This window comes from Acididesulfobacillus acetoxydans (assembly GCF_902729405.1).
Classification (GTDB): Bacteria; Bacillota; Desulfitobacteriia; order Desulfitobacteriales; family Desulfitobacteriaceae; genus Acididesulfobacillus; species Acididesulfobacillus acetoxydans.
The window spans coordinates 2453330-2467157 of sequence record NZ_LR746496.1; the positions used below are offsets into that span (position 1 = coordinate 2453330).

At 53.8% G+C, this 13828-nt stretch carries 20 protein-coding genes and 1 pseudogene; 19 read left to right on the forward strand and 2 right to left on the reverse strand.

Features of this window, described 5'->3' with window-relative positions; translation table 11 throughout:
* The 8 genes from MNU25_RS10845 to MNU25_RS10880 all read left to right on the forward strand — a co-directional run bounded on the left by MNU25_RS10845 (position 1) and on the right by MNU25_RS10880 (position 4617).
* Positions 1-603 (forward strand): hypothetical protein, encoded by a 603-nt coding sequence (locus tag MNU25_RS10845; RefSeq protein ID WP_240985083.1) that lies wholly within the window; start codon positions 1-3, stop codon positions 601-603.
* Positions 604-684: 81 nt separating this feature from the next.
* Positions 685-1428, forward strand: coding sequence for an RNA polymerase sporulation sigma factor SigK (gene sigK, locus MNU25_RS10850; protein ID WP_240985084.1), 744 nt, complete (start codon positions 685-687; stop codon positions 1426-1428).
* A 133-nt stretch (positions 1429-1561) separates the two neighbouring features.
* A complete protein-coding gene (locus MNU25_RS10855) occupies positions 1562-1807 on the forward strand; it encodes a C40 family peptidase (protein WP_240986807.1) in 246 nt (81 codons plus the stop codon).
* A gap of 139 nt (positions 1808-1946) precedes the next feature.
* Positions 1947-2240 (forward strand): SHOCT domain-containing protein, encoded by a 294-nt coding sequence (locus tag MNU25_RS10860; protein ID WP_240985085.1) that lies wholly within the window; start codon positions 1947-1949, stop codon positions 2238-2240.
* Between the two features lie 26 nt (positions 2241-2266).
* The gene (locus tag MNU25_RS10865; RefSeq protein WP_240985086.1) at positions 2267-2872 is read left to right on the forward strand and encodes a class I SAM-dependent methyltransferase; all 606 of its coding nucleotides are present in this window, start codon (positions 2267-2269) and stop codon (positions 2870-2872) included.
* Between the two features lie 23 nt (positions 2873-2895).
* Positions 2896-3603: a PspA/IM30 family protein gene (locus tag MNU25_RS10870; protein ID WP_240985087.1), complete on the forward strand. Its 708-nt coding sequence runs from the start codon at positions 2896-2898 to the stop codon at positions 3601-3603.
* A gap of 16 nt (positions 3604-3619) precedes the next feature.
* Positions 3620-4330, forward strand: coding sequence for a hypothetical protein (locus MNU25_RS10875; protein ID WP_240985088.1), 711 nt, complete (start codon positions 3620-3622; stop codon positions 4328-4330).
* Between the two features lie 131 nt (positions 4331-4461).
* On the forward strand, positions 4462-4617 hold the full coding sequence (locus MNU25_RS10880; protein ID WP_240986938.1) for a hypothetical protein: 156 nt from the start codon (positions 4462-4464) through the stop codon (positions 4615-4617).
* Here the strand turns inward: MNU25_RS10880 and MNU25_RS10885 are convergent.
* Both MNU25_RS10885 and larE read right to left on the reverse strand, forming a co-directional pair.
* Positions 4564-4812 carry a sulfurtransferase TusA family protein gene (locus MNU25_RS10885; RefSeq protein WP_240986808.1) on the reverse strand — a complete coding sequence of 83 codons (249 nt, stop codon included), beginning with the start codon at positions 4810-4812 and terminating at the stop codon, positions 4564-4566. The two genes, MNU25_RS10880 and MNU25_RS10885, sit on opposite strands and share 54 nt — an antisense overlap.
* Complete coding sequence (gene larE, locus MNU25_RS10890; RefSeq protein ID WP_240985089.1) at positions 4752-5537, reverse strand: ATP-dependent sacrificial sulfur transferase LarE; 786 nt, start codon at positions 5535-5537, stop codon at positions 4752-4754. The genes MNU25_RS10885 and larE overlap by 61 nt, the downstream gene beginning before the upstream one ends.
* A gap of 278 nt (positions 5538-5815) precedes the next feature.
* Here larE and MNU25_RS10895 point away from each other — a divergent pair, with 278 nt between their 5' ends.
* The 11 genes and pseudogenes from MNU25_RS10895 (at position 5816) to MNU25_RS10945 (ending at position 13828) form a co-directional block, all read left to right on the forward strand.
* The gene (locus tag MNU25_RS10895; RefSeq protein WP_240985090.1) at positions 5816-6178 is read left to right on the forward strand and encodes a hypothetical protein; all 363 of its coding nucleotides are present in this window, start codon (positions 5816-5818) and stop codon (positions 6176-6178) included.
* A gap of 209 nt (positions 6179-6387) precedes the next feature.
* Positions 6388-6495: pseudogene (locus MNU25_RS10900) on the forward strand (RNA polymerase subunit sigma-70); the annotation flags it as partial.
* A 146-nt stretch (positions 6496-6641) separates the two neighbouring features.
* Positions 6642-6818 carry a hypothetical protein gene (locus tag MNU25_RS10905; RefSeq protein ID WP_240985091.1) on the forward strand — a complete coding sequence of 59 codons (177 nt, stop codon included), beginning with the start codon at positions 6642-6644 and terminating at the stop codon, positions 6816-6818.
* Between the two features lie 731 nt (positions 6819-7549).
* Positions 7550-8080, forward strand: coding sequence for a YqeG family HAD IIIA-type phosphatase (locus MNU25_RS10910; RefSeq protein ID WP_240986809.1), 531 nt, complete (start codon positions 7550-7552; stop codon positions 8078-8080).
* Positions 8081-8296: 216 nt separating this feature from the next.
* Positions 8297-8749: a prepilin-type N-terminal cleavage/methylation domain-containing protein gene (locus tag MNU25_RS10915; protein WP_240985092.1), complete on the forward strand. Its 453-nt coding sequence runs from the start codon at positions 8297-8299 to the stop codon at positions 8747-8749.
* A gap of 155 nt (positions 8750-8904) precedes the next feature.
* The gene (gene aroC / locus MNU25_RS10920) at positions 8905-10053 is read left to right on the forward strand and encodes a chorismate synthase (RefSeq protein ID WP_240985093.1); all 1149 of its coding nucleotides are present in this window, start codon (positions 8905-8907) and stop codon (positions 10051-10053) included.
* Between the two features lie 133 nt (positions 10054-10186).
* Positions 10187-11296 carry a 3-dehydroquinate synthase gene (aroB, locus tag MNU25_RS10925; RefSeq protein WP_240985094.1) on the forward strand — a complete coding sequence of 370 codons (1110 nt, stop codon included), beginning with the start codon at positions 10187-10189 and terminating at the stop codon, positions 11294-11296.
* Between the two features lie 463 nt (positions 11297-11759).
* The gene (locus MNU25_RS10930) at positions 11760-12194 is read left to right on the forward strand and encodes a type II secretion system protein GspG (RefSeq protein ID WP_240985095.1); all 435 of its coding nucleotides are present in this window, start codon (positions 11760-11762) and stop codon (positions 12192-12194) included.
* Positions 12191-12625, forward strand: a complete 435-nt coding sequence (locus MNU25_RS10935) for a type IV pilus modification PilV family protein (protein ID WP_240985096.1) — start codon at positions 12191-12193, stop codon at positions 12623-12625. The genes MNU25_RS10930 and MNU25_RS10935 overlap by 4 nt, the downstream gene beginning before the upstream one ends.
* Positions 12626-12780: 155 nt before the next feature.
* The gene (locus MNU25_RS10940) at positions 12781-13260 is read left to right on the forward strand and encodes a prepilin-type N-terminal cleavage/methylation domain-containing protein (protein ID WP_240985097.1); all 480 of its coding nucleotides are present in this window, start codon (positions 12781-12783) and stop codon (positions 13258-13260) included.
* A 61-nt stretch (positions 13261-13321) separates the two neighbouring features.
* On the forward strand, positions 13322-13828 hold the full coding sequence (locus MNU25_RS10945) for a hypothetical protein (RefSeq protein WP_240985098.1): 507 nt from the start codon (positions 13322-13324) through the stop codon (positions 13826-13828).

Here is a 13828-nt window from a genome sequence, read left to right on the forward strand (position 1 = left end):
TTGAAAAACAAGGAACGTTTCCAAAAGATAGCTTTGGTGGTCCTGCTGGCTTTTGGTCTGCTCTACAGCTACACAAACTATGTGGTTTGGCCGGAGTGGCAGCACATTCAAGAACTCGGACGACAGGTGAAGGCACGTCAAACTGAGTATCAACGTTTGCTTGAACTTAAAACTCGCCAAGCGGCAGTCGAGCAAGCACTTACCGCCGCTGAAGCCAAGGTGCGCGGGGAAAGTTCGAAAGTTCCCGCTCTTTTGGATGAGCCCCGGCTGACCGTGGACATTTATTCCCTGGCTAAACGGGATGGGTTGAGTCCCGAGAGCCTTCGTTTTTACACTGTGCAGCATAAAGGAAACGTTCAGGAGGTTAAACTGGATTTTGTGGGCAGCGGGCAAACGGCTGCAGTCCTGGGCTTTATCGAGGACATTCGGCAAAGCAGGGACCTCTTGGCGATTCGAGGGGTAAACCTTACGGTAGACAAAGGCTTGATGAAGATCGGGTTGACCCTTACCGCCTATGCTTCCGGAGGGGGGACCGCGATCCGGGCGCCTTTTATGAATGCCCCGCCGGGGATTTCCTCAGTGGTTAAGATGTTCGCTCCGTAAGGAATAATGCAAAGCTGGATAAGCAGAATTTCCTCTCCCCCGGCATAGGTATTAAAGCCGGGGTGCGAAGGAGGTGGAAGGATGCTAACCCAGCTTTTGTTGGTCGCTGCGGCCCTTTCGGTTCTCAAGGGAATCACGCTGCTCGTCTCCTACATTAACAACAGTGCTTTTCCGCAGCCTTTGGCGGAAGAAGAAGAGAAACGGTATCTGCGTGTCCTCCACGCCGCCAAAGGGAAGGTATCGAGGACCCGTCTGGAAGACCTGGAAGTGGAGCGCGCCCGCAATATGCTGATTGAACATAATTTGCGCCTGGTCGCCCACCTGGTCAAGAAATTTGACGGGACCGGCGAGGATACCGACGATCTAATTTCCATCGGGACGATCGGTCTGATCAAGGGGATTAACACTTTCGACCCCGGAAAAGGAACGAAGTTGGCGACCTATGCGGCGCGTTGTATCGAGAACGAGATTCTCATGCACTTACGCTCATTGAAGAAAACGCGCGGGGAAGTGTCGATTTATGACCCGATAGGGGTGGATAAGGAAGGCAATGAAATCACCCTGATGGATGTTTTGGGCTCCGAGGGAGAAGATATCTCCGAGCGGGTGGAAAACGAGTTCGAACAGAGGGCGGTCTTAGATAAAGTCAGGAAACTGAGCCAGAGAGAGCGGATGGTCCTCTCTTTGCGTTATGGGCTGTTGAACAGCCCGCGGCGAACCCAGAGGGAGATAGCCAAAGCTTTAGGGATATCGCGCTCTTATGTATCAAGGATCGAGAAAAAGGCGATTCAGAAGCTCTTGGAGGAAATGGATGAGATAAAGTAGAATTTGCCGTTTGGGCGGCCTATGACCGGGTCAACATTGACTCGGGTCTTTTTCTTTTAAACCAGAATGTAGATCCGCAGAGCGACAGGTGAACCAGGAGACTCACTGTTCGATTGGTTCACTCGTCGAGCTTATGAACGCCTTCGCGGTCCTGGCTTCATTTGAGCAGTTCAATTTAGGGGTTCCGGTCAGCCGGAATAAACTACAGCCAGGGGATTTGGTGTCCTTTAACACATATGGGAGGGCTTCAGATGTCAGGATCTATATCGGAGGCGGCTTGACCGTTGGCTCATCGAGCGACGGGGTTTCGATCCACAGCCTCTCGGAAAGCTACTGGTCGAGCCATTATCTGGGGGCGAAGAGAATCCCAATTAATTGAATGGAATTTTAGGTTCTTCACACCTCGTTCATCAGTTATTCAAATTGCCGTGCTATCTTTAGAGCGCAGAGAGCAAGAACACTTCATGAAGTTCTTGTCACTACTACGTAGAAGAGGAACCCGAAAAGGAGAGATTGCCATGATGGGATGGGGTTACGGCGCCGGCATGATGAGAGGGTTCGGCTTAGGTTATTACGGAGGGTACACAGGAAGCGGCGGAGCTTGGTGGAGCGGGCTCGTCGGGATGGCGGCCCAGATCCTTTTCTGGCTCGTAATTATCGGTCTCGGGATCTATGTGTTCCGCCGTCTGAGTTTCGGAGTTTCCGGCAATTCTCGGGGAACTGACGGCGCGCTGAGTACTCTGCGGGAACGCTATGCAAGAGGAGAAATTGGCAGGGAAGAATACCAACGTTGTAAAGCCGATTTGAAGTGAACGCAGTTGAGGAGGAAACGCCTAATATGGACCGGGAGACTGAGAAGACGAGGAAGAGGTATAACCGTGCGTCGCGGGTTTACGACCTGATGGATCGCATGGTAAAACCGGAACTGCGGGCCAAGGTCTTAAGCCAGGCGCAAGGAATGGTCTTGGAGGTGGGCGTCGGCACAGGCAAAAACCTGCCCTATTATACGGATGACTGCATCGGGGTTACCGGCATTGATCTCAGCCCCGGGATGCTAAGCAAGGCGAAAGCAAGAGCCCAGGAGGCGAAGGCTCTGGTCAAGCTCTACGAGATGGATGCCCAGAACATGGAGTTTCCAGACGATTCATTCGATACGGTTGTGGCAACTTGCGTGTTTTGTTCCGTGTCCGACCCAATCAAAGGGTTGCGGGAGATCCGCCGGGTTTGCAAGCCGAACGGAAAGATTATCCTTCTTGAACACGTCCGCAGCGACAATCCTATTCTCGGTAAGATTATGGATATCTTGGACCCGCTGACGGTCCGTTTCATAGGCCCTCATATTAACCGGCGTACCGTGGCGAATGTAAAGGCAGCGGGGCTGGGTATCAGACGCGTGGAAGATCAAAGGAGCAAAATACTCAAGTTGATTGTTGCTAAACCATGATAACGCGGAAAAGAGGAGTATCAATGGGAATAACAGCCCGTTTAAAGGACATTTTTGGTGCGAAAGTCGAAAAGGGTATCGAGACGTTGGAAGACCCGAAAGAAATGCTGGACTACAGTCTTGTCAAAATGGAAGACGGACTCCAGGCCATGCAGAAGAATGCGGCTGAATTCAGCACAGCCAAAAAGAGGCTCGAACTGCAAAGGGATGCTCTCTGTGAAAGTAGCAAAAAATACGCGGAACAAGCAGAAAAGGCCCTAGGGTTGGGGCAGGAAGATTTGGCGAGAGAAGCTCTTCTGAGGAAGGCAGAAGCCGCCCAGCAGGAAGTTGAGCTCAATGCGCAGATAGCAAAAATGGGGGAACAGCTGCAGACCATCGCCCGGGGTCAAGAGGAATTGCGGCGGAAAATTCAACAATTCCGCAGCAAGAAAGAAGAATTGAAGGCGACATATGAGGCCTCAAAGGCCCAGCTCAAAGTCAAGGAACTGGTGACCTCGCTCGGTTCGGAATCAGAGAACATCGGCCGGACCGTGGAGCGGGCCCAGGCGCGAATCGAAGAGATGCAGGCGCGGGTTCAGGCCATTAATGAATTGGAAGATCAGGGACTTATCACCGATGTATTTGCCGATGGGCAGGATGATATTGACCGGAAATTGAAACGGGTTAGTATGGAATCGGCGGTGGACGAAGAACTGGCCAGACTGAAGGCAAATCGAACGGGAAATTCCTGAGGAGGAGTGGAACAAAATGTGCGGAGGCAGAAGTTTCGGCAGGACGTTCTTTGACTATTTCGGCGGCTGTGGAGGCAGCTATGGCGGCGGCTGCGGCAGCGAGGATTATTATGAACCTTATGATAGGCCCGATGCCCGCCGCGGGGCGGGCATTGACCGCGAGCCCGCCAGGATTGAGGCGGAGGTCCGGGCCATGTATGCTTCCGGTGAGATTACGCAGCGCCAGTATTACGATGCTCTGGCTCAATTGGATAGAGGTATGTTCACAGGGGATGACTTACAGCAGCTGCGCCAACCGAAGCGGGGGCTTGGCAGAGTGGAACAAGAGGGTGCGTCCCAGAACAGAGGACTTAGCCCGGAGCTGCAAAAGGGGACTTCAGATCTGGAAAAGCAAAAGAATCAAATCAAAGAGGAGAAGACAAGAACGGAGTCCGTCCTGACCAACATTCGAGACTCAATCACCAAGCTGAAAGAGCAAATGACCCTGGATGAAAAGATGGCCCGGGGAGTCGTAAGCACTGATGAAGAACAGGCTAGGAGTTATCTGCGCCACCGCCAGGAACTTGTGGAGCAAACTGCCGGGCTTGAAGCGAGATTCAAAGAACTTTCGAATGATCTGGCTCAGCTTGAACAGGCTGAATTGCGAATTGATGCCAAGATGACAGAGATGGAAGCTTTGGCCCAAAGAGAAAGGCTCATCCGGTTAACGGGCGAAATCAAAGGATAGTCGTCGGTACCTCAGACGCAAGTTTCCCTTCGAATAGATTGCTTCGGCGATAGTGTTCGCTAAACACTATCGCCGCTGAAGACTGACCGTAGGGTGGGCATTTAGGATTTCTGACTTTCGAGGTAGGCAACATGAATAAGAAGTTTTCCCTGGTCAGTCGGTTTACGGTCTTAAGCCTGGCTGACTTTACTATAAGGGCTTTGTATTATTGTTCTTACGATATCCGTACGATTCTACAAGCCGTCTTTTTCTACAACCAAAGTGTAAGTGCCATCCTCATTGCGTGAGGCTTCAAGGATTTTATGTCCTTCGTCTTTGAGACTGTGCGGAACGTTTTGGATGGGCTCCCCTTCGTTCAATCTGATTTCCAGCAACTGTCTCGCATCCAGGTCTTCGAGAGCCACCTTGGTTTTGACAAAGGTCAGAGGGCAGGTGACATCCGTGATGTCAAGAAAGGCTTTGACGTCCTGTGTAAACGCAATTTCCGCATTTCGAATTTCCAATCAGGAGTCTGCCCGATGATCCTGTAGAGCTCCTGCCGGGGAACCTCAATTCTGGCTATGTTTCCGTGATGGCGCACTCTGGATTCGGGAAAGCCAAGGGTGCGCAGGAAGGCTTCCGCCCGGTCAATGCGAGTCAATTTTTCTGAAGTGATTTCTTCCCCATAGGGGATGCGTGAGGAAAGGCAAGCCAGAGACGGCTTGTTCCACGTCGGAAGTCCGAGCGCCCTGGAGAATTGACGAATTTCTTCTTTCGTGAATTCCACTTCTTGCAGAGGACTGCAGATACCCAGCTCATGCCTGGCTCTGTGGCCCGGCCGGTAATCCTGAAGATCATCGGCATTCGCGCCATCCAAGACAAAGGCGTAGCCTTCTGCTCGAGCGATCTGCCTAAGCTTTCCAAACAGCTCGGATTTACAACAGTAACATCGGTCGACCGGATTGCAGACGAATTGTTTATCTGCCAGCTCCTGAGTCGTAATGATTCGATGGTTGGCTCCGATGAGACGGGCGACGTCGACCGCCGACGAGAGTTCTCTTTCGGGATATGTTTCTGAGGAAGCGGTAACGCCCAGGCAGCGATCGCCTAAAGTACTATGGGCTACTTGTAACAAGAAGGTGCTGTCTACTCCTCCGGAATAAGCAACGAGAACAGATCCCATGTCTTTCAGACGCTGGGTCAGTAATTCCATTTTAGCCTGAGTCATAAGTTGTCCCTATTGAATTTATACTATTCATAGAGAAATAGCTGGTGTTAAAAATATTATGTGCGGTTTAAGTCTCTTTGTCAAGGAAAAAGGGAAAAGGTAGAGGTCGATGAATCTTCCCTAAGATGTCTCGGATCCTCTTTAGCCATTGGGAAACGCATAGGGCCTTGGAATATTCCGTACATTCATCAGTTATTCACATCTCTTTCGCGGCAAAATCGTAATCGATTGATATTCTAATGGTGTTAAAACAAACCAATATGCGAGGAGGCTTATTTATGAAGAACTTTAAAACAAAGTTGGGAGTGGTTGTGGGTACGGCCGTGATTGGGATGGGGGTGATTGCTCTTCCGGCCATGGCAAATACTTCTTCCAACGGATCTTGGTTTACCAGAATGCACACTTTAATGAATCAGACGTTTACTCCCGCGCAGCAGGAACAGTTTATGAGTTCTCCGGCCATGCAGCAACTACACGATTCTTCGGCAATGCAGCAAGCAATGCAAGACCAGAATTATGGCGAGATGCAATCTCTCATGAACTCCGATCAGACACTTAAGAAAGAAATCGGAGCACAGAACGTCGGCAAGATGAATCAGATGATGGGTCAACTTCAGGGAAATAATCAATCCGGCAATTAAGAATATTGCCAAGTCAAAAGGCGGTGTCAGACCGCCTTTTGGCCCAATAATCTTGTTTCTTGGGCTCGAATTTTTACACACAAGAGAACGGAAGGATTTCGTCGGCAAGACAAGGAAGAATTTAGCATGATGGGTTGGGGCGGCATGATGTGGGGTTACGGTTCCGGATATGGCGGTGGTTTCCTAGGGAATGGGAACTACGGTTGGATGGGGTTGATTGGAATGACATTACCCTGATGGACGTACTGGGTTCGGAAGGAGAAGCCATTTCGGACCAGGTGGAGAGCGAGTTCGAGCAGAAAGCGTTGCTGGAGAAAGCGTGCTGCATGTTGAAATCGGGGCTGAAGTTGAGCGCCGCTTATTTGAGTTGGGCCGCAGGGTCTACTGCTTAACTCCTCAGTCATGGACAGGCGGAATTGAGTAGGACCGCCAGGTTGAACGGGTTGCTGAGGCGGCACGCATCTTGGCGGAAAGCGCAATGATCGCTATCGTAGCGGGATATGAATTGGTTTATGACAGCATTAAAAGGATTATTCCGAACGGAGACCTGTTCGAAGCCCGGATAGACAGAGGAAACAAGCAGAACTCCCCGGATAAGGATAAAGAAGTCGAAGAAATAGTTCGTCTGGCGATCGGCTGACGAACTATTGCGCAAAGAGGCGTTTGTTAAGGGGACGGCTACCAGGGATACACTCGACAAAGGTGTCGAGGGCGCAGGCTACTCTGTGATGTGAACTACCCCCGCTTACGTTTCGCTAAGAAGCGGGGGCTTCTCGGCGAACACTTGGGCGTTGGCTTCCTGTTTCATCAATCGTTGCCCTCGTCCAGCACTCAAGGTTTCTGAGTGCTGGATTAGGTCTTACGCAATTTCCACAGGCGTAACTTCGGGCGGTTCCCGCCCTACAGAAAATCTATGTTTGGGCCATGGCGCTAAGTCCACGCTCTAAGATGAGTTTAGCACTCACTAGAAATCAGCCCTCTACTCTATATACGACTGATTATATTATACCAGAACAATTTATACCAGAACAATTTGCCAAATACTATACGCTTTTTTGTGAATGTCCATATAGCGATTCATCCCCCGCCTATAGAGGGCCTATAGAGGACGGGGGACTTCTCGCAAGCCATGTTAAATGCCGAATCTCCCCATGGCTAAAGCCGGATACAGCCAGGGGCATGCGGCTAAGCCTCTTGGTCACCTTGCTCCCGCCGGTTTCGCAGGGTATAATACAGTTAACGGCCCAAGGCCGCAGAGGCGCCTTCTGCCCGGTTAACGGCTCGAGGCCGCAGAAGCGGCTTCAGCTCAGTTTCCGGCAGACGGCCTGCCGCTTGTTACTACCCAGACTTTGCTCGATTCAGGAGGATATGATGTTTGAACTTTTCCGTCCTACATTTCAGGCCGATTCACTCGACAACATCCAGATTGAGATGCTCAAGAAGGACGGGATTCGCGGGTTGATCATTGACCTTGACAATACCATGACCCCCTGGAATGACGTTGAAGTGGGACCCCAAGTGGCGGCCTGGTTTGAAAGGATTAAGCAGGCCGGGATCAAGGCTTGTGTCGTTTCTAATAACAAGAAAAAACAGCGGGTGGCGCTGGTGGCAGATCGCTTGGGGATTCCTTTCGTTTTCCGGGCGAGTAAACCTCGGCGTCGGGCTTTTCGTGCCGGTATGAACATTCTGGGTACGGGCAGGGGGGACACGGCTGTAATCGGGGATCAGCTGTTCACGGATATTCTGGGCGGCAATCGGCTTGGGCTTTATACGGTTCTGGTTATACCCATGAGTCCGCGCGAATTTGTGGGTACACGGTTTATGCGCAGGATGGAGAAACTCTTGATTTGGCTGATGAAGCACCTGGCGAGCCCCAAGCCTGACAGCCCTAAGGCACATTAGAAGACAGTGTGGAGGTGTTGCGGGGGCAAAAGTGACGAGCCGCAATCCGAAGGTACAAGAGAAGACCGTGTGAGGTAATTCAGGGGGCAAAATCGCCGAGCAGTCGCAATCCCAAGGCACATGACAAGACCTTGCGCTTTCTTGAGGGTTACCTAATCGATGGTGTCACAAACTGTTGAAAGATTTGCTTAGGGGTTAGGAAAGGCGGAGAAGAAGGTGCGCTTGGGCAGAAAAAGCCGGGAGCAGCAAGAGCACAGCTTGGGCTTTACATTACTCGAAGTTCTGCTCACTCTCGCTCTTTTGGGGGGAGCGGGGTTCGTACTGGCGGTAAAGTTGCCTTTGGATTTTCCCGCTCGGCAGCTCGACCTTTCGGCTGCCGAGCTTCTGACGGATCTGCGGGATACCCGGCAGGCGGCTATGGCTGAGAATACCTGGTACTGCGTCAGGTTTTTCCCGGTAGAACGGACTTACCGGATTCTGCGGGAGGGGGCAAAAGTGAAGGAGGTTCCTCTTCAGGAGGGGGTGGCTTTTGTCCAGACGCTGCCCCAGTTAATCATCAATGCCCGCGGCAACCCCACTGAGGGAATGACCATCTCACTCATTAACCGCCGAGGTCAGGTGCGCAAGGTGATCATTGCTCCGGTTAACGGGCGAATTCGGGAAGAATAGGGGAATCCGGTCGGAAAGAATAGACGATCCTGTCCCTCCGGGAGGGATGCCGATGTGGGGTATTTACCCGGGTGTACGGTCAGGTGAAATCTTAGGTGCGACAATTGTGTTGTGCGCAAGGCGCGGGAGCGCGGGAGAAAGGCAGAGAAGCACGAATGCGATTTTTAACCGCGGGTGAGTCCCACGGACCTAAACTTTTAGGAATCATTGAAGGGTTGCCTTCGGGAGTACATATTTGTCAGGAAACGATTGACGAGAGTTTGCGCCGCCGCCAACAAGGTCCCGGCCGGGGCGGCCGCATGGCGATCGAACAAGATGCCGCCATTATCCTGTCTGGAGTACGGGGGGGATTGACCACCGGGGCGCCGCTGGCCTTGGAGATTGAGAATCGGGATTGGGCCAACTGGCGGGAGATCATGGCGGTGGGGGCTGAGGCTGATTTCACGAGCCGGCGGGTGTCGGCGCCGAGGCCCGGGCATGCGGATTTGACGGGGTCACTGAAGTACCGGACGGAGGTTCGCAACATTCTGGAAAGGGCCAGCGCCCGCGAGACCGCCATGCGGGTGGCCGTGGGGAATGTGGCCAGACAGCTCCTGGCCGCTCTGGGTGTGGAAATCCGGGGGCGGGTTTTGCAAGTGGGACGGGTCAAGGCCCAGTTGCGGGATGATGCTGAGTATTGGGCACGGGTGCGGGCTTCCGCCTGGTCAGTGGGGGATGCGGAGGCGGAGGCGGAAATGAGCCGGCAGCTGGAGGACGCCCGCCGGGAAGGAGAATCCCTGGGCGGCATCATGGAAGTTCAAGCCTTGAACCTTCCTCCGGGTCTCGGCTCCCACGCGCAGTGGGACCGGAAACTAGACGGGCGCATTGCCCAAGCCGTCCTGTCGGTGCAGGCCATCAAGGGGATTGAGTTCGGCTTGGGATTTGAGGCTGGGAAGAGGCCCGGATCTTTGGTCCACGATCCCATTCTCTATGAAAAGGGAAAAGGATTCCGTCGGGCCGGCAACCGGGCGGGGGGAATTGAGGGCGGCATGAGCAACGGCGAACCGATCCTGGTACGGGCAGTCATGAAACCGATTCCCACCCTTTACAAGCCTCTGCCGACGGTGGATTTGGAGACGAAAGCAGCGGTTGAGGCCAGCGTGGAACGGTCGGATGTCTGCGCCGTACCCGCTGCCTTGGTTGTTTTGGAGAATGTGCTGGCGTGGACCTTAGCCGAAGCGGTTCTGGAGAAGTTTTCGTCAGACAGCTTCTCCGAGTTAGAGAAAGATTGGCAGGACTATATCCGGTATTTAGCAGCTCAGTAACGGGTTCAGAACTCTTGACGCAGCCAGCGATACAAAAAGAGTTATTGGCGATTGGCAAATCCCTGTAAGGATGTCCGGGTCTCCGCAATTCGACCGGGAACAGAAAAAGAGGAGCGAGAGGGGAAGAGGGAAGTTGGGCGTTTCCAGCAGGCAGAAAATCGAGGTATCCGCAGGCCATCCTTACCCGGTATTCCTGGGGGCAAATCTGGAGGACCTGGGGGATTACATGCTTTCCCGTTTTGGCAATATTGAGCAGGCCTTGATCATTACTCAACCGGTGGTGGCAAAACACTATGCTGACAGGGTGAGGCAAGGTTTTAAAGGCTGCCGGGTCGATCTGGTGACGGTGAGCGCGGGAGAAGGGGAAAAGTCCCTGGCAAGGCTCAGCGCCCTGGTCGGTGAAGCCGTCCGGCTGGGAGCGGACCGGCTGACATTGGTCGTTGCTTTGGGTGGGGGAGTGATCGGTGATTTGGCCGGTTTTTTTGCCGGCGTCTTCATGCGGGGAATCCGTTTCGTTCAGGTGCCCACGACTCTCCTGGCCATGGTGGACAGCAGTATCGGCGGGAAAGTGGCGGTCAATCATCCGGCCGGGAAGAACTTGTTGGGTGCTTTTTATCCGCCCCTGGCGGTGTGGACGGATTTTTCCACGTTGGCCAGCCTTCCCTGGCAGGAAGTGCAAAACGGGCTGGCGGAGACCGTGAAGCACGCGGTTTTGGGCGACCCGGACTTGTTTGCTTTTTTGGAAGAGCACCTGAGTAAGATATTGGAACGCGACCCTTTGATTCTCCGGGAGTTAACGGCCCGGTCCCTGGCTGTAAAAGTCAGGCTCGTAAGTCAGGATGAAAGGGAGCAAGGAGTACGGGCACTGCTGAACTTAGGGCACAGTTTCGGGCATGCTTTGGAGACGGCGACGGAATACGAAGGGATTTCCCATGGCCGGGGAGTGAGCGTGGGCCTGGTTGCGGCCTCCCGCCTGGCGGAAGAGAGGGGGCTCATCGCCGGGGCGGATGTTCAACGTATCATGAACCTCCTAAGCGGGCTGGGGTTGCCGATATCTGTCCGGGGGCTGGAGGCGGGGCGGCTGGTGCAATTGATGGCGGCCGACAAAAAGAATCGTTTTGGGCGCAAGGTTCTGATTCTGCCGCGCGGGATCGGTCAAGCCGTGCAGGTGGAGGATTGCTCGGACGAGGATTTACGCCGGGCGTGGGCGGGAGTGATTGACTCAAACTTTCCAATATCTTGATGCGCCGGCCTTGACGCTGTTGCGACCTTGGGAGCCACGGCTCAATAGTTGCGCTGATCCCTTAAAATTGACATCGACAAAGGGAATCAGTGCCGGGGGAGAGCGGGAAGAAAGGACTTTCTTCTCGCTCTCCCTTTTTCGCCGTTAAGCGGCACGAAACGAGGGAAGGACGTGAAATAGGCTCGATCTCTGTCGAAGAGGGAGAACACGGGAAGATTACGGTAATATAGATAGTTATGAAGAAGATTCTGTCGACCGAGCAGGAGAACCGGCCTTTGAAACCGAATAAGAAGACATTCAACAGGATGATCAAAGGAGCGGAGTCTTTCTGTCAATGGTCCGGGGAAACCGGCCGGAAAAGAGAAATTTGTATGGGTTCCCCATGACGCCGGACAGTTCGCGTGACATCCCGGGGAGCCTGTGGCACTGCCTCCGGAACAGTCAGGAGAAAGGAAGGAATCAAATGACATTCCGCCGTCTGGGTAGGCCCCCGGGGTCGGGACAAGGCGGGAAAAGGAGACAAAGCCCACAAGAACGGGTAGGGTTCCGGGCTGGGAAAATCTGCTCGGGACGGGGAGACCGGGGTTTTACTCTTTGGGAACTTCTGTTGGTCCTAGCCCTAATGGGATTTCTCATGGGCTCATTTATTCCTCATTTTACCTCGTCGTTCATTCCCATTCAGAAACGAATGCAAGAGGCCGACGTGCGAAGAGTTGAGGGAGCGCTGCAACTTTACAAAGTGGATGTGGGTGCTTTGCCGCGGCATTTAGAGGACCTAATTAGGAAACCGGAAGGGGTCAAAGGCTGGCAGGGACCATATTTAAAGGAACGGCCCTTAAGTGGCCCGGGGATGGTTTATACGTTTGACTCTTACGGCCGTGTGGAAGTTTCTCCATGAGTAAGGGCGGGAAGGGTCAGGGTTTTGTCCTGATGGACGTGCTGTTGGCGGTCATGTTGTTCGGCTTGGGATTTGCGGTGCTTTACGGTTTGAACGAAAGCGCTTGGGCGGAGGCCGGTGCGGCCGCAAATCTTACCGAAGCGGCCAATCTCGCCCAGAAAAAGCTTGAGGATCTGCACGAGCGCAGTTGGCCGGAAAACTTCGCTTTGGAGAAGTGTCTGCCCGGTGGAAGTGCCTGCGGGCAAGAGGGGCGTTTTCAGTGGAGTGTCGCCTCAGAATGGGGAGAACTGCCTGACATTCTGGATGTCACAGCGGAGGTCTGCTGGTCTGAAGGGTGGACTAGGAAAAGTTATCGCTTGCAGAGCATCTATTTTGTCGAGAGAGACGATTCGGCAGCAGACCAAGGGGCGATACCTGGGACCAAGGGGTGAGAAAGCGGCTGCAGAACAATTAGGGCAGCCGGGTCGATCTGCCGTTAAAGGGCTCCTGGGTATATTGGGTGTGAGGTTTCGAAATGGACGTGTTAAAGCGATGGAGCGGGCCATACAGACGGAACGAGCATCCGCCCGTATCGGGAAGGGGCTTTATGGTCTCGCAAGGGTTTACCCTGCTGGAGACGTTGGCGGCGCTTCTCCTCAGCGGTATTCTGTTAGCCGTCGGCCTGCCGCTGTTAACCGGACAGTGGCGGGGAGAGGTTCGCGAAAAAAGGCAGCTGGAAGTTCTCTACGGTGTAATGAATGCGGGGCGGTGTGTGACGGATGCGGTTCGCTCGGCTGCGGAAGTTGAATTCAGCCGCTCTGGGGTGCTCAGGGTGCGAAGCTGGGACCAAACGGGTGTTTCAGCCGGAACGGATGAGTACAGGGTCGCGGACCTTGACGGCGATGGTAACCCGGATCTTTACCGCAAACATGAGGGCGAGATTAATCCCGTGGCGGGAAGGATCTCGGGGTTTCAGTGCAAGGAGGTTGCGCAGAGAGTGTGGCAAGTGGATCTGCAGGCGAGTTGGGGAGACGAGAGGGCATCGTGGAGCACTCTTGTCTATCGCCGGGCCGATTCCGCCAAGTGAGTTTCCGTGGCGGAGTGAGTTTCCCCGGGAGAGCGAGTTTATCCCACGGAGGGGATTTTCCATGCGGAGCGAGTGTTCCCGTCGGGGCAGATTTCAGCGGCGGAGCGAACTTCCCGGCGAGATGAATTTCTCCGGCGCGGCGGATTCGCTCGGCGGGGTCTGTCTCGGGACCGAAGGGGGGTTTGCGACCCTGCTGGTCCTCCTGCTGCTCACTGCCTTGTTTCTATACGGAGCGGAAGGTTACGTCAGGGCCAATGCGGAAAATCGTATGGCCCATAGGGAGGCCCAGAGCCGTCAAGCCGTTTATGCCGCGGAAGGAGGAATTGAGTGGGCGAAGGATGAACTCCTCCTTAACCCCGACTTGAAGGCAGGGCGACTGTCTCTCGACGGGGGAGAGGTGGCAATCGCGGTGGAGTCGGCTTCCGATCCCAAGGGGGGCTCCCGGGAGGAGGTGTATCTGGTGACCTCGACGGCGCGAGTAGGCCGGGCAGAACGGAAGATATCAGTGGTGTTAAAGAGAAGTTTGGGTCGCTGGCTGGTTCTGTGCTATCGGGAAATACACCAATGA